This is a genomic window from Amycolatopsis sp. lyj-112 (assembly GCF_046549055.1).
GTDB lineage: Bacteria > Actinomycetota > Actinomycetes > Mycobacteriales > Pseudonocardiaceae > Amycolatopsis.
On sequence record NZ_JAJPWS010000005.1, the window covers coordinates 396,229 to 413,685 of the forward strand.

Genomic DNA, 17,457 nt, shown 5'->3' on the forward strand with positions numbered 1-17,457 from the left:
ACCGGAAACCTAGAGCCAGCTCCCCGGGACTGGTCCCCGCCCTGGTCCCGGACGCCGTGAAGGCCACCTTGAGGGACTCTGAGTCCCTCAAGGTGGCCTTCACGGACCAACGCCCAGGTTTAAGGGCTGGGGGCGGTTTCGAAGGGCTGGACGTTCGGCTGGAAGACCTGCCCGTTGGCCGGGATCTTCAGGTCGATCAGGTAGTCGGCCGTCACCTTGTCCACGCCGAGCGAGTCACCCAGGATGCAGTGCCCGAAGGCGTCGACCGAGAGCAGCCGCGCGTTGCCCAGCTGGTCGGCCATCCGCTTCGAGAACAGGTACTGGGTCGCCGGATCGTAGTAGTTGCCCACGACCAGCACCGGGGTGTCGGTCTTGGCCTGCCACGGACCGCGGTAGACGTCCGGCTTCTTCGCCGGCCACACCGGGCAGCCCGCGATATCGGAGAACGCCTGGTAGCGACCGAAAGTGGGCGATTCCTTCTCCCACTTCGCGGCGATCTCGGGGACCTTCTCCTGCTTGATCGTGATCTTCTTGTCCGAGCAGTTCACGGCGAAGTAGGAGTCGTCACCGGTGTACGGGCTGTCCGGGTCGGCGTCGGCCCGCCCGTTCGCACCCGAACGGAGCACCTTCAGCTGGAGGGCCTGTGCCGTCTGCGCCGCCGGCGGGTGGAGGAAGTTGTGCAGCGCCTGCAGGTCGTCCGCCAGCGGCGGGAACGACGTCGGCGAGTACAGCACCCCGGCCACCGTGCTGGTGAACGCGTTGAGGTCGTAGCTGCTTCCGTCCGGCAGCTTGATCGGCTGCTGGCGCAGGTGGTCGCGGATCTCGTCGAACTTCTCCCGCGGTGTGCCCGGACTGAACGAGCACTTCGGCCCGACCTGGGCGCACTTGCGCAGGAAGCCGTCCAGCGCGATCTCGAACCCGCGAGCGCGTTCCCGGTCGTACTGCACGCCGTCACTGGTGCGCAGTGCCGGGTCGACGTTGCCGTCGATGACGATCGCGCGGCTCTGCTTCGGGAACATGCCCGTGTACGTCGACCCGATCAGGGTCCCGTACGAGAAGCCGACGAAGGTCAGCTTCTGGTCGCCGACGCCCGCCCGCATCTTGTCGAGGTCGCGTACGACGTCCTTGGTGGACATGTGGTTGAGCAGCGCACCGGCGTTGTTCTTGCAGAACTGGCCGTAGTCCCGGTACGAGGCCAGCGTGCCGGAGATCTCCTGCCGCGACTGCGGCACGAGGACCTGCGCGCCGAAGACGTCGTTCGCGTCTTCCTGCGTGGTGAAGCATTTGAGCGGGTTGCTGGCGCCGACACCGCGCGGGTCGAACCCGATCAGGTCGAACCGGTCCAGCACCTGCGGCTGGAAGTAGTTGGTCGCGCCGATGGGCATCCGGAACCCGGAGCCGCCGGGGCCGCCCGGGTTGAGGAACAGCGAGCCGATCTTCTTGTCCGGCGTCTTCGCCGCCCGCTTCAGCATCGCGATGTCGATCGTGCCGAGCGCCGCGTTGTCGTGGTCGATCGGCACGCGGTAGCGCGCACAGCTGTAGAGCTTGACCTGGTCGGCGGGAACGCCGCGAACCTGGTCCGCCGTGCAGGCGCCCCAGTTCACCGGCGCGGTCGCCCCGACCTGGGCGGCGGGTGGCCCGCCGTCCTGGACGGCGAGCGCCGTGCCTGGCATTCCGGTCAACGCGGCGCCGGCCACGAGTGCCCCTACCAGTGCGAGACCGCGCACCGGCCTCCTTGTGGATCTCGGCAAAACGAGTCCTCCCTCAGCTGGCGACATGCTGCGAACATGTCGCTCGGCGCACCGCCGGCGTCACGGCGCGTTAACACTCAGGGAGCCTCGCACAAGCCGGTTACCCAGTCACCGTCCGAAAGGATGGTACGAACCTATCGAGTGGTTCTCTCTAATACGAAAATCGGTAACACACGGCGAGCGGACTTTTCCTCCATGGCGTAACCCGGCCAGAAGTCCAGCAGCAGCTTCCACATCGCGGCGTACTCGTCGCCCTCGAGTTCCCTGGCCAGGACCTCGATCTCCTTGCCCGCCAGCGCGATGACGGCTTCCGGCCGCGAGCGCAGGTTGTGCGTCCAGGCGGGATCGTTCGGTCTCCCCCAGTTGGAGCCGACCAGCACGAAGTCCTCCTCGTGCGGGAAGTACAGGAGGTTGGTATCGCGGGGCAGGCCGCTCTTGCGGCCGGTGCTGGTCAGCCGCAGGGAAGGGAGCCCGGCCAGCGCGACCAGGCTCACCTTCCCCTTGAACAGCCGATGGAGTTTCTTGTCGACCCAGATGATCCCGCCCGCGAGTTGCATCAGCCACGGTTTCGTGCCGAGCGCGCGAGCGAGAAGCCTCAGAGGGTTAGCCACGCACAGATCTTGCCAGGCTCACCCCGAAGCGCGATTCCGAGTCCGTCCACCATTTCTCCACCGAGAAACCGGCTTCGGCCAGTTCTGCGGCGATTCCCTCCTGCCGGAACTTCGCGGAGATCTCGGTGCGCACGTACTCGCCCTCGGCGAACTTCACCTTCAGGTCGGCGCCCGGGATGTCGACGGTCAGCGACTCGCGGGCGCGAAGGCGCATTTCGATCCATTCGTTCTCCTCGTCCCAAGAGGAGACGTGGTCGAACGCGGCCGGATCGAAATCGGCGCCGAGGCCGTTGTTGATCACGTGCAGGACGTTGCGGTTGAACTCGGCGGTGACGCCGGCCGCGTCGTCATAGGCCCGCTCCAGCGTTTCCCGGTCCTTGACCAGGTCCGTCCCGATGAGGAGCCACTCCCCCTCGTCGAGCACCTCACGCACCGACCTCAGGAAGGTGGCGCGCTCGGCGGGCAGGAAGTTGCCGATCGTGCCACCGAGGAACACCACCAGCCGCGGCCGGTCACCCGGCAGCAGGTCGAGGTGCTGGGTGAAGTCCCCGACCACGCCGCGGACTTCGAGGGCCGGGTAGTCCGCCGAGATGGCCTCGGCGGCCTCCGCGAGCGCGGATTCGGAGACGTCGAGCGGTACGAACTCCTTGAGCGTGCCGTGCCCGGACAACGCGTCCAGCAGCAGCCGGGTCTTCTCACTCGACCCGGAACCGAGTTCGACGAGGGTGTGCGCCCCCGAGCCGGCCGCGATCTCCGTTCCGCGGGCGGCGAGGATCTCCCGCTCGCTGCGGGTCGGGTAGTACTCGGGCAGAGCGGTGATCTTTTCGAACAGCTCACTGCCGCGCGCGTCGTAGAACCACTTGGGCGACAACCATTTCTGCTCGGCTTCCAGTCCGGTCCGGACGTCCGCGCGCAGTTGCTCGGTGACGTCCGACTCGCTGCGGTGATGGTCGAGATCGACTTCGGTCATCGCGCCTCAGGGCTCCGATCGGCTTCGAGGACAGTGCTTTCTTCAAGGGGAAGGATCTCCACGCCTGCTCCGGTGACCCGGATGGCGTGGCGTTCGGGGATGGGAGTCCACTCCGGGTCGTCATCGCACGGTTCCGAGGCGACGACCACACCACTCCCGATGTCCCGGTAGGACAGGGAATGCGTCCACGCGGTACCGATGAGCGTCCGGCCGTCGGTCAGCAGGAGATTGAGCCGCGAACCCGGCCCGGCTTCCTCGACGACGCCGATCAGCCACCTGATGGCCGCGAGCGGATCCTCGCCCGCTTCGAGCCGCTCACGCAGCAAAGCCCACAGCAGTACCGAATCCGTCGTCGCCTCCAGCGTCAGCAGGCGGGTGATCGGCAGTTTCGCGGCGAGTTCGGCCATCGAGCCGGGCCACCCCTTCACCACTCCGTTGTGGCTGAAGAGATAGCCGTCGCCGGTGAACGGCGCGTTGGCCGCCTCGACCACCGGCATCCCCGTCGTGCCGTTGCGGACCGCCGCCATGAAGGCAGGCGACCGCAGCGACGCGGCCAGCGCGGGCAGGTCGCCGTCCGTCCACAAGGGAGCGGACCGGCGGAGACGGACCGGTTCCCGGCCTTCGGCGTACCAGCCGAGGCCGTACCCGTCCGCGTTGACCGAGCCGCCGCCCCGCATGTCGGCCGGGGCGTAGGACTGCACGAGCAGGGAATGCCGGGCATGGAAGATCAGCTCGGCGGGCGAGCGTGGCTCGCCGAGATACGCGAGGTGACGGCACATGCCGTTCAGGCCACCTCACCCGGTCGTGCGTCCCGGGCACAGCGGAACCCGGCGAAGATCTGCCGCCGGATCGGGTGATCCCAGTTCCGGAACGTGCCGCGGATGGCCGCCGCGTCCGTGCCGAACGAGCCACCGCGCAGGATCCGGTAGTCCCCGCCGAAGAACACGTCGGAGTACTCCTTGTACGGGAACGCGGCGAATCCCGGGTACGCCTCGAACCCGCTGCTGGTCCACTCCCAGACGTCGCCGATCAGCTGGTGCACTCCCAGCGGTGACGCCCCAGCCGGGTACGCGCCCGCCTCCGCCGGCTTCAGGTGAAGCTGCCCGAGGTTGGCGTGGTCGGGAGTGGGTTCCTCGTCGCCCCAAGGGAACCGGCGCGAACGGCCGGTCGCCGGGTCGAACCGGGCGGCCTTCTCCCATTCCGGTTCCGTGGGCAGGCGCCTGCCCGCCCAAGCCGCGTACGCCTCGGCCTCGTAGAACGAAACGTGGACCACCGGCTCGGCGGCGGAGGGTTTCTCGTAGACGCCGAACCGGGTACGCCACCAGCCGTCCTGCTCCCGCTTCCAGAACCGCGGCGCGGTGATGCCGTGTTCGCTGCGGTACGCCCAGCCGCGTTCACTCCACCACTTCGGGTCCTGGTAGCCACCGGAGTCGAGGAACTCGGCGTAGGCCCCGCAGGTGACCGGCGTGGTGTCGAGGAAGAACGCGTCGACCGCGACCTCGTGCGCCGGGCGCTCGTTGTCCAGCGCCCATGGCTCGGCCGACGTGCCCATGGTGAAGACGCCGCCCGGTACGAAGACCTCTGCCGGCAGCCGTCCGGATCGCGCCGGTGGCGGGGCGGGTGCGTGCAGCACCGGCTCACCCTGGCGCAACTGGTGGGTGGCCAGCATCGTCTCGTCGTGCTGCTGCTCGTGCTGGGTGATCATGCCGAAAGCGAAGGCGTCTTCGGTGAGCCGCCTGCCTTCCAGCGGAACGTTTTCCAAGATGTCGAAGGACTTCTCCCGCACCTGGCGGACATACTCGCGGGTTTCCTCCGGGCCCAGCAGCGGCAGCTCCGTGCGGACCGAACGGGCGTGCTGGAACGCGTCGTAGATGTCGTCGATGTCCGGTCGCAGCGGCTCCCGCCCGCCGACGTCGCGGACCAGCCAGAGTTCTTCCTGGCTGCCGATATGCGCCAGGTCCCAGACCAGTGGCGACATCAGTTTCGAATGCTGGCGGACCAGGTCCTCGTCGTCGACCGCGTCGGTCAGCGCGACGCTGCGTTCACGGGCCCTGGTGAGTGCCTCCGCCGCGTGCGCCCGCAGATCTTGCGGGCTCAGCGCGCGAAGCGGGTCGACCTCGGTGCTTTCCACGCTCATGACTGGTAACTCCTCGATCCGTGCACGAGGGCCTGCACGCCCTCGCCGATCTCCGTGATGGTCTCCGGTGGCAGGCCGGTCGTGCCGAGTTCGGCGCAACCGAGATCCACCACCTCACTGGCGACGTCCGCGATCGCCCGGTCGGCGAGGCCGAACCGGGCCGCACACTCCCATTCGCCCGCCACCGGCTCGCACAGCTCGAGCACCTTGTCCACTGTGGACGGGCGCGCGAGCAGGGCGGTCAGCAGGGCGACCGGATGCAGCCACCTGGCGGCAGGTTGCGCGTCCAGATAGCGGACCTCCAGGTAGCCCTGTGGCCGGACCGGGGTGAACATCGTCGTCAGGTGGTAGGCGAGGTCGTCCTCGGTCGGCTTGCCGAACCCGGCCGCGTCGCCGCGCCCGTCGATCCAGTCCGCGAACGTCAGCGACTCGGGCGCGTCCCAATCGTCGTCGTCCTGCCTCGGCAGCACCATCAGCGGGGTATCCAGGATCCGCCGTGCCCAGTCGCCGGCGGGATCACGGGCGGCCTCGCCCGACCGGGTACGGGCCGCTTCGGTCCCCATGACCGCCAGCCAGCGAGAGGACGCGTGGCCGGTGTCGCGTCCCGCGTGGACACGCGAGTTGGCGAACGTCGCCAGCAGGGGCGGACCGAGCGCGTGGACGGCGGACCAGCGGGCCGTCAGGTCCCCCGCCTCGCCGGTGTCCACACAGACCTGCAGGCCGGCGGTACTGCACATCATCGCCGCTCCCCCGGGACCGATCGGGGCGAAACGGCGTTCCATCGCGGCATAGCGAGGCGTGCCCAGTTTGCGGACGGGCGCGCGATAAGGGTCTATCCCGGATTCGCCCAGGTACAGGCCTCGGGCGGTGAGAAGGGATTCGAGGTGGGCCAGATCGGCCGAGACGACGGCGTCCAGGTGGCGCAGCGTGGTCTGTGGTTGAGCGGAGATCTCCACCTGACATCCGGGCTCGAGGCTCAGCGGTGAACCTGCCGGAAGCGGGAGGGCGGGGCTGTCGGGGCGCAACGTCCGCGGGGTGTGCGGGCCGAGCGCGGTGGCCAGATCGTCGGGATCGAGGGGCCGGGCGGGGTCATCGGCGTAGTGCACGGTGAATTCCAGCTCTACGCCGAGGAGTCTCGGTGGCCCGTGTTTGAAGCACACGGAAGCCACATACGCCTCACCTTCGGCGCGGTCCGAAAGGACCTTCGCCGTCGCGTTCGACGCGCTCCCGGACTTCTCGGGGAAATCATGAACAGTAGTCATCTTTCCGCCGTCCAGTCGGTAGTCCGATACCTGAGAAACCTTGACTTCGGACGCTACACGCGGGGTCCGACAAATTCAGGTCCGTTCTTGCTCGGCAGGATTCCCGGACCACCCCTCAGGACTGGACGATTCAGGGCAAAGCGGGCTCGGTGCCCAGGCCCAGGGCCGCCGCGGCATTCCGGACCGCCTCGATCACCAGCTGCAAGGCCGGGCGGCGCGACGACGTCGTCCGGTAAGCGATCGAAACCGTTCGAAGCAACGGTGTGGTCAACGCGACGACGTCGATCCCGGGCGGCCGGAGCCCGAGCCCGAGGTCGGAGACGAGCGTGACGCCGAGCCCGGCGCGGACCATCGCCATCGCCGTCGACTGCTCCTCGACCTCGTGGTTGATCTTGGGCTCGAATCCGTGGCGATGACAGGCGGTGCGCACCGCGCGCCCGAAGTGGCTCTTCGGGCTGGCGAGGATCCACGGGTGTTCGGCGAGTTCGGGCAGGGACGCGCTGCCCGACGGCACGGCACCGGCGGGCACCGCGGCGTGCAGCCGTTCGACCGCGATCACCGCGCGCTCCAGCCCGGCGTCCCACGGCATCGGCGCGTCGGAGTAGTCGATCACGAACGAAAGGTCCAGTTCGCCGTCTCGGACGGCGTCGGCGGTGTCTTCGGGCGCCAGTTCGCGGGTCCGGACCTGGATCCCCGGATGGTCGTTCGCGAGCGCGGCCAGCGCGTGCGGCAGGAGTCCCGACGCGACCGAGGCCCACACCCCGGCCATGAGCCGCACCGAGACGGTCGCCTGCGCCTCCTCCAGCGCCAGCGTCGCCCGCTCGACCGAGCCCAGGATCTCCTCGGCGTGCTCGGTCAGCAGCAGCCCCAGTTCGGTCAGCTGGACCCGTCTGCCGAACCGCTCGAACAGTTTCGCGCCCACGTCCCGCTCCAGCTGCGCCAGCTGCTGCGACACCGCCGAGGCGGTGTAGTGCAGCGAAGCGGCGGCCGCGGTGACGGTGCCGCGCCTGCTCAGCTCGCGGAGCATCCGCAGGCGGTGCAACGAAAGCTCCATGTCTCCAACGTAAACGGGTGCGGGGACGGGTGCCGGATGACGCGTCGAGGAGCGTTACACCAGTTTTTCTGCACATCATCGTTCAGATTCGGTAAATGGACGGCTGTGCCCACCTGGGCGCACCCTCGGAGGTGGCGCAGGAACACCGACCTAAACCCGAAGGAGGTGGCCGCATGGCCGCGAGGAACGCCGAACCGCTGATGAGGCTGATCTGGACCGACCCCGTCACCGGAGCCACCGGCTACCTCGTAGTGCACAGCCTGGTCTCCGGCATCGCCACCGGCGGGACCCGGATGCGCGCGGGCTGCACGATGTCCGAGGTCGAGGACCTCGCGAGGGGGATGGCGAACAAGACCGCCACCTTCGGCCTGCCGGTCGGCGGGGCCAAGGGCGGTATCGACTTCGATCCGAAGGACGAGCGCGCTTTCGGTGTACTGGAACGGTTCTGCGCGTTCCTGCGGCCGTGGATCGACAACCACTGGGTCACCGCCGAGGACCTCGGAGTGCCGCAGCACCTGATCGACGAGGTGTTCGCGAAGCTGGGGCTCGAGCAGTCGTACCACGCCGCGATCCGCCGTTCGGCCGATCCGGCGCACACCCTGCGGCGCGTCCAGGCCGGGTTGACCACCCCGGTTCCCGGCGGGCTCCTGCTCGGTGACGTCGTCGGCGGCTACGGCGTGGCGCAGGCCTGCCTCGGCGTCGCCGACGCATGGGAATGGGCGGTCCCGAAGACCACCGTCGCCGTGCAGGGCATCGGCACCATGGGCGGCGGCGCCGCCTGGTACCTGCACGAAGCCGGCATGCGCGTCGTCGCCGTCGCCGACGCGGCGGGCACGCTGTACCGGCCTGAGGGCCTCGACATCCCGGCTCTGCTGGAGTTGCGCGACGCGTACGGCGAGATCGACCGCACCCGGCTTCCGGCCGACGTCCGGCTGCTCCCCCGCGACGAGATCGTCTCGATGGACGTCGACATCTTCGTCCCGGCGGCGATCTCCTACGCGCTGCGCGCCGCGAACCAGGGCGGGGTCAAGGCGAAGGTCGTCATCGAGGCGGCCAACGCGGCGACCACGCCCGACGCGGAGGCGGGACTGACGGCGCGCGGCATCCCGGTGATCCCGGACTTCGTCGCCAACGCCGGCGCCGCGGCGTGGGCCTGGTGGCTCCTGCTGGGCGAGGTCGGCGCCGACCCGGCCGACTCGTTCCTGCGGCTGCGGACCGAGATGCGCGCGAAGGTGGCGCTCTTGCTCAGTTCGTGGAACCTCGACCGGATCTCGCCGCGCACCACCGGCCTCCGGCTCGCCGAAACCACCCGTTCGGACGCCACGGCCCCGGAGACCGCGCCGATGCTGGTCATTCCCTGACGCTCTGCGCGTGAAGGCCCCCTTCCCTCGGCTGAGCCGAGGGAAGGGGGCCTTCACGCGCGTCTTCAGGAGGCGAAGCGGTCGGTGGCGCCGATGAGGACGTCGCGCATCGGCTCGTCCTGGGTGCTGTGGCCGACCTCGTCGACGACCACCAGTTCACTGCCCGGCCAGGCGTGCGCCAGTTCCCACGGGGTGCCGATGAGGTTGCTCAGATCGAGGCTTCCCTCGGCGAGCACCGCCGGGATGTGGGCCAGCGTCTTGGCCTCCCGCAGGACCACGCCTTCGTCCAAAAAGGACCCCTGGCTCCAGTAGTGCGTGACCAGCCGGGCGAAGGCCAGCCGGAACTTCGGCGTCTCGAAGCTCTTGTACGGCGGGGAAGTCGGGATGACCGCGTCCTCCCAGGTGCACCACTCGGCCGCCGCCTTCTCGTGCACCGCGGGGTCGGGGTCCCTGAGCAGCTTGAGGTACGCCGCGGCCAGATCGCCGTCCCGATCCTCTTCGGGAACGCCGTCACGGAACCTCGCCCATGCCTCGGGGAAGACGCCGCCGAGGCCGCGGGTGAGCAGATCGGTCTCGCGCCGACGTCCGGTGGCCAGGCCCATCAGCACCATCTCGGAGACCCGGTCCGGATACCGCTCGGCGTAGACCAGCGCGAGCACCGAACCCCAGGAACCGCCGAAGATCAGCCACTTCTCGATGCCGAGGTGCTCGCGCAGCAGTTCCATGTCCGCGACCAGATGGTCGGTGGTGTTGGCGGAGAGGTCCGCTTCGGGCTCGCCCGCGTGCGGTGTGCTCCGGCCGCAGCCACGCTGGTCGAACAGCACGACCCGGTACTCGGCCGGGTCGAAGTAGCGGCGCAGCCCGGTGCTGCAGCCTGTTCCCGGGCCGCCGTGCAGCGTGACCGCCGGCTTGCCGTCGGGATTCCCGCAGACCTCCCAGTACACGAGGTGCCCGTCGCCGACGTCGAGCATCCCGTGGTCGTACGGTTCGATTTCCGGATACAGCCGTGTCACGTTCGTCCTCCCAGACCCGCCAGCATTACAACAGCGCTGTCACAATAGTCCGGAAGAATGCCCGGGACCAAGTACGGGAAGGCCCCCTTCTTTGCGCCTAACGCAAGGAAGGGGGCCTTCACGTACTTGTGTGTCTAGCTGCCCAGCAGGCCGGAGATGTGGCGGAGCGCGTCCGCCAGTTCGGTCGGTCCCGCGGGGCCGATGTGGACCACGGCATCGTGACCGTGCCCGGTGGTGTAGCTGAGGTAGCGACCCCAGTCGGTGTCGGCGAAGTGCAACGGATCCTCACCTGAGACGTGCCTGCCGACCTCGTCCCGCTTACCCGCGTAGAGCTCTCCGCTCCCCTCGACCGGCCGCTGGACGAGGCTGACGATGTCCGAGATGACCGGCGGCAGGGAGTGCGTGTCCGGGCCACGCCGTGCCGCTTCCTCGAGTTCGTACGCGCGAACCGTGCGAAGCCGGCCACCACCGGCGGGAACCGGGGGCAACTGCTCGATGAGCGACTCCGGCAGGAAGCGGCGGTCGATCTCCTGCAGCCCGACCCAGTCGCCGGACGACACCGCCAGCACCGCCTGCAGACCCAGCGAAGCCGCCAGGACGCCGTAGGTCTGGTCGCCGGCGTTCACCCAGCCGTAGTACTCGATCGCCGGCTTCGTGAGCACCGGCAACCAGTCCAGGAAGTCGACCGATGCCCGGCCGCGAGTGTCGGTCAAGCCGGCCTGCGCCAAGGCGGTGTCGACCTGTTTCTCCGCCTCGGCCCGTGCGGTCCTGGAGATCCAGCGCGGCTCCGGGCGCAGCGTGATGTGCAGCTCGCCGACGCGTTCGCGTTCGGCGAGCACCGCCAAGGCATCGACCGGGACGTCCACCCGGCCCGTTCTGACCGTCATCCTCTACTCGCCGATGACCGGCGGGCTGGTCCGCTGGTCCGTACCGAAGATCGCGTCGGGGTCGGCCTCGATCAGGAAGTCGGGACGCTGGTGCTCGTCGTCCTCGTCGCTTTCGCCACGCCTTCCGCCCGCGCCCATCGGCCCCATCTGGCCGCCGCCACGCCCACCGGCGCCACGACCACCCGCGAGGTGGTCGGCGCCGCCCATGCCGCCCATTCCACCCATGCCACTGCCCTTGCCCGCACCCAGACCACCGGAACCGGCGCCGCCAGGGCCGCCGAGGCCACCGCCACGACCGCCTCCAGGGCCACCTTCACCGCCGAGAAGCCTGCCGGCGGCACTGCCCTGGCCGGGAAGGCCGCGGCCGCTCCCGGTGCCAGTCTGGTTCTGCCCGGATCCGCCGGGACCGGAGTTGTTCGGCCCGAGACCGTTGTTGATACCGATGAGGTCGCTGGTCTCGCCCGGAGTCCGGCCGGTGCCCCTGCCCGGGATCTCGGTGTTCTGCCCCGGCTTGGGCTTGCCGACGCCGGTCGGGAGCGTCGTGTCGCCGGTGCCCGGCTTCTTCGTCGGCGTGGTGATGCCGTCGCCGGGCTTGTTCGGGTTCACCGGACGGTCTTCACCGACACCCGGCTTGTTCGGGTTCACCGGGCGGTCTTCACCGACACCCGGCTTGTTCTGGTTCTGGTTCTGGTTGTTGTCGTTGTTGTTCGTGCCGCTGGTCTCGGTGCTGTCGTCCTCGTCGTCACCGCCACCCTTCTTGGGGGGCTTCACCGGCCACGGAGGAGGCTTGATCGGCGGAGGACCGCCACCGGTCGTGACGCTGACGTTCGCGCCGTCGGACTTGAGCACGCCGTAGTCGGTGGGCAGCGCGGACCGCGTGTTGCTGGTGACCGAGTCGTACTGGTCCATCACGCGGACGTTGTTCTGGTTCGCCGCCTCGTGCTTCGCGACACCCTCTTGGTAGTTCTTGATGTCGTTGTTGACCATGAACGGCCCGGCGATCGGGATCGCACCCTTGAGGCCGGTGGTCCACGGGTTCGGCTTCTCCGGCTTGTCCGGCACCGGGACGACGGTATGCCCCGACTCGTCGAAGCTGTCGGCCTGCGCGGTGACCGATTCCCTGGTCGTGAAGAGGGGATCCGCCGTCTCACGGAAGGCCTGCTCCAACGGGCCGGCTCCGGCGTTCGCGGCGTCCGCGGAAGCGCCGGTCCAGGACGCCTTCATCCGCTCCTGGAGCCCCTTGATGCTCAGGCCGCGGTCGACGTAGGCGTTCGAAAGCTCCGCGACGCGATCAGACGCGGTACGGAGATTTCGAGTGTCGCCCTCGGTGAAGTTCTCGAAGATCTGCTTGCCGTCCACCCTCATGCCCCCTTGAGTGTCTTGAGCACGGCCGACGCGAGCTTCTGCGCGGTCTCACACGAATCCTGCTCGTTGTCGTAGCCCCCGGCGTTGGTGTTGATCGCCAGATCGTCGGCGACGCCCACCGCGAGGTCGCAGTTGCCGCCCGCTCGCCGGTCCTGGATTCCGTAGTAGACGGTCGGATAGCCGTCGACGTCCGGGCCCGGCTCCAGGAACCTCAACTGCCCGGCTTTCTTGGCCTTGTGCAGGCCGGCCAGACCGCCCATGCCCTTCTCGCGGTTGCCACTGCCGAGGATGATCTGCAGCGAGTCGGCCTTGCCGCGGACCCCCCAGCTGCAGGCCGGATTACTGGTATCGTTCTTCGATTCGCCGGGCTCGGTGAACCCCAGTTCCGCCGCCGCGGCGGCCGGAAGCAGCTTGCAGGCGTCACCGACGTACGCCGAAGCGTCCAGCGGAATCGCTACCTTCGGGACGTTCGGGTCCTCCGGCGCGGCGGACGACGCCGAGGACGGAGAAGTTCCCGGGGTCAGCGTCGGCGTGCCGGGGTTCTCCCCCGTGCAGCCGGCGACCGCGGCGGAAACGAGCACGAGCGCCGCCAGGGCGGCGCGATTCCTCAACACGTTCGGCATCCTCAGGTCGTGCGCAGGGTGTTGGCCGCTTCGGTGGCCATCGTCTTCGAACGGGCGACTTCGAGCTTGGCGATGTAGCCCTCGATGTACGCCTTCATCGATTCGTTCTGCTTCTGCAGGGACAGCAGCGAGTCGATACCGGAGTTCACATAGCTCGAACTGACCTCGTCCTGCCCCGGCGGCATGAGATCCGAGACGATGCGGTTGATCTTGTCGCCGTCGTCGACGACCTTCTTCAGCTCGTCCTGCCAAAGCCCGATGACGGTCTTCAGCTCCTCGGGGCTCATCTCGAAGCCGCCGCCCCCACCGCCGCCTCCGCCGTACACAGTCGGCTCCGGCGTCGGGAAGAGGTCACCCCAGACGGCCTTTACCGCACTGGCGGCATCGCCGATCATCTCCACGCCCCGCACCTTCCCCTCAGCATTCACGCACCGTGATGGACAAAGCGTAGCCAAGTGTCGGACGGCGTGTCAGCCGATCCGGCAGAGCAGTCGGACGCGTGTCGAGGTCGCCGGGTTCCCCGGCCTCGTGAAGTTCCCGCGAACTGGTCACAGTACGTACGTACGGATTGCATTAACCGGGTTCGCGGTGACAGGATCTCAGGATGCCACGGGTCAGCCAGGATCACCTCGACGCACGCCGGCGCCAGATCCTCGACGGCTCCCGCGTGTGCTTCGCCCGCTATGGCTACGAGGGCGCCACCGTCCGCAGGCTCGAGGATGCCACAGGACTTTCCCGCGGCGCGATCTTTCACCATTTCCGCGACAAGGAGTCGCTCTTCCTCGCGCTCGCCGAGGACGACGCCGTGCGGATGGCCGACGTCGTCGCCGAACAGGGCCTCGTCCAGGTGATGCGTGATCTGCTGTCGAACCGCAGCGAGCACCCCGCCGACTGGCTCGGCACCCGTTTGGAGGTCTCGCGGCGGCTGCGGACCGACCCGGAGTTCCGTGCCCGCTGGGCCGAGCGGTCCCACCAGCTGACCGCCGCGACCCGCCGCCGCCTGCTGCGCCAGCGTGACGCCGGGATCCTCCGCGACGACGTCGATGTCGACGTCCTCACCGCGTACCTCGAACTCGTCCTGGAAGGGCTCGTCTCCCACCTCGCGATGGGACTGCCTGGAGACGATCTCGGCCCCGTCCTCGACCTGGTCGAGGAGAGCGTGCGGCGGCACCGCGCCCGCGCAGGTGGGGGAACGCGTTAAGATTGATCCATCGCCGCAGGACAGCGGCGGTCTCTTGTTGGCTTTTCCCGATTGAGGAGTGACTCTTTTCGTGCGCGACGCGCAGTCACCTGGTGACAGTATCGAGCCGGGTGGCACACCCGGCTCTCCCATGGACATCCTTCCCGCCGACTTTCCGGCCGGTGCGGAATGATGGAAGTCCTGTTCGCCGTTCTCGGCATTCTCCTGTTCCTCCTGCTGACCATCGGCACCGGTCTCGCCGTCGCCGCTGAGTTCTCGCTCACCGCGCTCGAGCGCAGCACCGTCGACGCGAACGTCCGCCAGGTCGGCGACAAACGCGCGCACACCGTGCAGAAGGCGCATCGCACGCTGTCGTTCCAGCTCTCCGGCGCGCAGGTGGCGATCACCATCACCACGCTGATCACCGGTTACCTCGCGGAACCGGTCATCGGTGACCTGCTGCACCCGCTGTTCGCCGGCATGGGCCTCTCCGAGCCCGTCGCGAACGGCGTTTCCCTGGCCGTCGCGCTGATCCTCGCGACGTCGCTCTCGATGATCCTCGGCGAGATGATGCCGAAGAACCTCGCGATCGCCCGGCCGCTGCAGACCGCGCGTGCCGTCGCCGGGTACCACTCGCGGTTCTCGTCCCTGTTCCGCTGGCTCATCACCATGATGAACAACAGCGCGAACTTCCTGGTCCGCAAGTTCGGTGTCGAACCGCAGGAGGAACTGCGGTCGGCCCGCTCGCCCCAGGAACTCGGCTCGATCGTGCGCTCGAGCGCCGAAAGCGGCACGCTCGACACCTCGACGGCCGAACTGCTGGACAAGTCGCTGCGCTTCGGCGAGCGGACCGCGGACGAGCTGATGACGCCGCGCGTCCAGCTCGAATCGCTGGCCGTGGACGACACGATCAACGACCTCGTCGAGATCGCGCGCCGCACCGGTTTCTCGCGTTTCCCGGTCCACACCGAGGATCTCGACGACGTGCAGGGCGCGGTGCACATCAAGCAGGCGTTCACCGTCCCGGCCGCGCAGCGCGCCACGGTGCGGATCGGCTCGGTCATGCGCCCCATCCCGACGGTGCCCGAATCGCTGCCCGGCGACTCGCTGCTCAACCGGCTGCGCGACTCCCGTTTCCAGCTCGCGATCGTCGTCGACGAGTACGGCGGCACCGCCGGGCTGGTGACGCTGGAGGACGTCGTCGAGGAGATCATCGGCGACGTCCGCGATGAGCACGACGGCCGCGAAGCGCCTGTCTCGCAACAGGTCAGCGAGGACAGCTGGCTGGTCTCCGGTCAGCTGCGCGCCGACGAGGTCACCGACGAGACCGGTTTCCGGATGCCCGACGGCGACTACGAGACCATCGCCGGGCTGATCCTCGAACGGCTCGGCCTGATCCCCTCCCCCGGCGCCGCCACCGATCTCGAGGGCTGGCGCCTCACCGTGACCAGAATGGACCGGCTCCGGATCGCCGAGGTCGAGGTCCGCCGGGTCAGCGGCAACACCGCGGACCTCGCCGTGATGCCCGAGCAGGAGCCCGCCCGATGAACGACTGGTTCAACATCTTCCTCGTCGTGGTGCTGCTGCTGACCAACGCGTTCTTCGTCGGCGCCGAGTTCACCCTGATCTCTTCCCGGCGCGACAGGCTCGAAGCCTTGCTGGAACAGGGAAAGACCCGCGCGCGGATCGTGATCAACGCGAGCAAGAACGTCTCGCTCATGCTCGCGGGCGCACAGCTCGGCATCACCATCTGCTCGCTGCTGCTCGGACGGCTGGGCGAACCGGCGATCGCGCATCAGCTGGCCGGGTTCTTCGAGCACCTCGGGATCCCCGAGGTGCTGCTGCACCCGATCTCGTTCGCGATCGCGCTGGCGTTCATCACCATCCTGCACGTCCTGATCGGCGAGATGGTGCCGAAGAACCTCGCGATCGCCGAGCCGGAGCGCCTGGCGCTGTGGCTGGTCCCGGTGCACGTGGGCTGGGTGAAGATCGCCAACCCGTTCATCTGGCTGCTGAACTTCGTGGCGAACTCGCTGCTGCGGCTGTTCAAGGTCGAGCCGAAGGACGAACTCGAAACCGCCTACACCTCCGACGAACTCGCCGAACTGCTCAGCGAATCGCGGCGCGAGGGGCTGCTGGAGCAGTCCGAGCACCAGCGGCTGAGCAAGACGCTGTCGTCGGTGGAGAAGACGGTGGCAGACGTCCTGGTCCCGACGGCGCAGCTCACCACGCTGCCCTGCTCGCCCACGCTGGGCGACGTCGAACGCGCGGTGTCCTCGACCGGGTTCTCCCGCTTCCCGGTGTGCGCCGACGACGGATCCCTGACCGGCTACATCCATGTCAAGGACGTCCTCGACATCGTGAGCGAGTCTCCGTCGACCCCCGTGCCGTCGGACAAGACGCGCACGCTGACCGAGCTGCGGGCCGAGGCCCGGCTCGACGAGGCGTTGTCGGCGATGCGCAAGGAAGGCAGTCACCTGGCGAGGGCGCTGAACTCCGCCGGAGACGCCATCGGGGTCGTCGCGCTGGAAGACCTCGTCGAGGAATACGTGGGAACTGTCCGCGACGGCACCCACGTCATGTCATGACCGGCCTGATCGTCCTTCCCGAGCCCGCCTGGCGGGCCCGGGAGGACGACCACGTCGCGCGGATGCGGCGCTGGACGACTCCACACCAGCGCCGTCGCTCGCGGGGCGAGAAGCATCCGGTGCTGGATTTCCTCTTCACCTACTACTCGCACCGCCCGGGACACGTCGAGCGCTGGCAACCTGGGCCCGACGTCGTCCTCGCGGGACCGTCCGCGCACCGGTTCCTGGAGCGGAAGGGCTACGTCGAGACCCCGGACGGCGTCATGCTGGATCCGGCCGGGTTCACCGAGGGCCGGGCGAAGACGGCGGAGTTCGTCGAGCGGCTGCTGGCCGCGACGGCGTCGCGCGCGCCGAGGCTGAGTTGTTTCGGCCTTCATGAATGGGCAATGGTTTACCAAGAGCCCGCAAATGAGGTTCGTCACTCACAACTTCCGCTGCGGCTCGGTTCGACCGAAACGGACGACGTCGTCGAGTCGCTGGAGATCCGGTGCGGGCATTTCGACGCGTTCCGGTTCTTCACCGAGCCCGCCAGGCCGCGCAACACCCTCCGGCCGGCGCGGGAGAACCAGGCCGAGTTCGAGCAGCCGGGCTGCCTGCACGCCAACATGGACTACTTTACACGCGAAGTACCTACTTCGCTCTAAGCTCCTGACCT

Annotated in this window: 16 protein-coding genes and 1 pseudogene; 5 read left to right on the forward strand and 12 right to left on the reverse strand. The window is 68.5% G+C overall.

Going from position 1 to position 17,457, the window contains the following annotated elements; genetic code table 11:
• Positions 1–119: 119 nt before the first annotated feature.
• The 7 genes from ACLJRL_RS20435 to ACLJRL_RS20465 all read right to left on the reverse strand — a co-directional run bounded on the left by ACLJRL_RS20435 (position 120) and on the right by ACLJRL_RS20465 (position 7,785).
• Positions 120–1,727, reverse strand: coding sequence for an alpha/beta hydrolase (locus ACLJRL_RS20435; RefSeq protein ID WP_410657817.1), 1,608 nt, complete (start codon positions 1,725–1,727; stop codon positions 120–122).
• Between the two features lie 158 nt (positions 1,728–1,885).
• The gene (locus ACLJRL_RS20440) at positions 1,886–2,308 is read right to left on the reverse strand and encodes a nitroreductase family deazaflavin-dependent oxidoreductase (RefSeq protein ID WP_410657941.1); all 423 of its coding nucleotides are present in this window, start codon (positions 2,306–2,308) and stop codon (positions 1,886–1,888) included.
• Positions 2,309–2,354: 46 nt separating this feature from the next.
• Positions 2,355–3,332, reverse strand: a complete 978-nt coding sequence (gene egtD / locus ACLJRL_RS20445; RefSeq protein ID WP_410657818.1) for an L-histidine N(alpha)-methyltransferase — start codon at positions 3,330–3,332, stop codon at positions 2,355–2,357.
• Positions 3,329–4,111, reverse strand: coding sequence for an ergothioneine biosynthesis protein EgtC (egtC, locus tag ACLJRL_RS20450; RefSeq protein ID WP_410657819.1), 783 nt, complete (start codon positions 4,109–4,111; stop codon positions 3,329–3,331). Before egtC ends, egtD begins: the two co-directional genes overlap by 4 nt.
• Positions 4,112–4,116: 5 nt before the next feature.
• Positions 4,117–5,469 carry an ergothioneine biosynthesis protein EgtB gene (gene egtB / locus ACLJRL_RS20455; RefSeq protein WP_410657820.1) on the reverse strand — a complete coding sequence of 451 codons (1,353 nt, stop codon included), beginning with the start codon at positions 5,467–5,469 and terminating at the stop codon, positions 4,117–4,119.
• The gene (locus ACLJRL_RS20460; protein WP_410657821.1) at positions 5,466–6,731 is read right to left on the reverse strand and encodes a glutamate-cysteine ligase family protein; all 1,266 of its coding nucleotides are present in this window, start codon (positions 6,729–6,731) and stop codon (positions 5,466–5,468) included. The genes egtB and ACLJRL_RS20460 overlap by 4 nt, the downstream gene beginning before the upstream one ends.
• Positions 6,732–6,861: 130 nt before the next feature.
• Complete coding sequence (locus ACLJRL_RS20465; protein WP_410657822.1) at positions 6,862–7,785, reverse strand: LysR family transcriptional regulator; 924 nt, start codon at positions 7,783–7,785, stop codon at positions 6,862–6,864.
• A 173-nt stretch (positions 7,786–7,958) separates the two neighbouring features.
• Here ACLJRL_RS20465 and ACLJRL_RS20470 point away from each other — a divergent pair, with 173 nt between their 5' ends.
• Positions 7,959–9,146 carry a Glu/Leu/Phe/Val dehydrogenase dimerization domain-containing protein gene (locus ACLJRL_RS20470; RefSeq protein WP_410657823.1) on the forward strand — a complete coding sequence of 396 codons (1,188 nt, stop codon included), beginning with the start codon at positions 7,959–7,961 and terminating at the stop codon, positions 9,144–9,146.
• 65 nt (positions 9,147–9,211) lie between these two features.
• Here the strand turns inward: ACLJRL_RS20470 and pip are convergent, their stop codons facing one another.
• The 5 genes from pip to ACLJRL_RS20495 all read right to left on the reverse strand — a co-directional run bounded on the left by pip (position 9,212) and on the right by ACLJRL_RS20495 (position 13,429).
• Positions 9,212–10,117 carry a prolyl aminopeptidase gene (pip, locus tag ACLJRL_RS20475; RefSeq protein WP_410657942.1) on the reverse strand — a complete coding sequence of 302 codons (906 nt, stop codon included), beginning with the start codon at positions 10,115–10,117 and terminating at the stop codon, positions 9,212–9,214.
• Positions 10,118–10,293: 176 nt separating this feature from the next.
• Complete coding sequence (locus ACLJRL_RS20480; RefSeq protein WP_410657943.1) at positions 10,294–11,025, reverse strand: ESX secretion-associated protein EspG; 732 nt, start codon at positions 11,023–11,025, stop codon at positions 10,294–10,296.
• A gap of 24 nt (positions 11,026–11,049) precedes the next feature.
• The gene (locus tag ACLJRL_RS20485) at positions 11,050–12,411 is read right to left on the reverse strand and encodes a hypothetical protein (RefSeq protein ID WP_410657824.1); all 1,362 of its coding nucleotides are present in this window, start codon (positions 12,409–12,411) and stop codon (positions 11,050–11,052) included.
• Positions 12,408–13,034: a DUF3558 domain-containing protein gene (locus ACLJRL_RS20490; RefSeq protein WP_410657825.1), complete on the reverse strand. Its 627-nt coding sequence runs from the start codon at positions 13,032–13,034 to the stop codon at positions 12,408–12,410. The genes ACLJRL_RS20485 and ACLJRL_RS20490 overlap by 4 nt, the downstream gene beginning before the upstream one ends.
• Positions 13,035–13,036: 2 nt before the next feature.
• Complete coding sequence (locus ACLJRL_RS20495) at positions 13,037–13,429, reverse strand: hypothetical protein (RefSeq protein ID WP_410657944.1); 393 nt, start codon at positions 13,427–13,429, stop codon at positions 13,037–13,039.
• A 209-nt stretch (positions 13,430–13,638) separates the two neighbouring features.
• On the opposite strand from ACLJRL_RS20495, the gene ACLJRL_RS20500 reads away from it, so the two are divergent.
• The 4 genes and pseudogenes from ACLJRL_RS20500 to ACLJRL_RS20515 form a co-directional block, all read left to right on the forward strand.
• On the forward strand, positions 13,639–14,235 hold the full coding sequence (locus ACLJRL_RS20500) for a TetR/AcrR family transcriptional regulator (protein WP_410657826.1): 597 nt from the start codon (positions 13,639–13,641) through the stop codon (positions 14,233–14,235).
• Positions 14,236–14,403: 168 nt separating this feature from the next.
• Positions 14,404–15,762 (forward strand): hemolysin family protein, encoded by a 1,359-nt coding sequence (locus ACLJRL_RS20505; protein WP_410657827.1) that lies wholly within the window; start codon positions 14,404–14,406, stop codon positions 15,760–15,762.
• Positions 15,759–16,802 (forward strand): hemolysin family protein, encoded by a 1,044-nt coding sequence (locus ACLJRL_RS20510; RefSeq protein ID WP_410657828.1) that lies wholly within the window; start codon positions 15,759–15,761, stop codon positions 16,800–16,802. The genes ACLJRL_RS20505 and ACLJRL_RS20510 overlap by 4 nt, the downstream gene beginning before the upstream one ends.
• Positions 16,799–17,419: pseudogene (locus ACLJRL_RS20515) on the forward strand (3-methyladenine DNA glycosylase); the annotation flags it as partial. The gene ACLJRL_RS20510 and the pseudogene ACLJRL_RS20515, both read left to right, overlap by 4 nt.
• Positions 17,420–17,457: the final 38 nt, after the last annotated feature.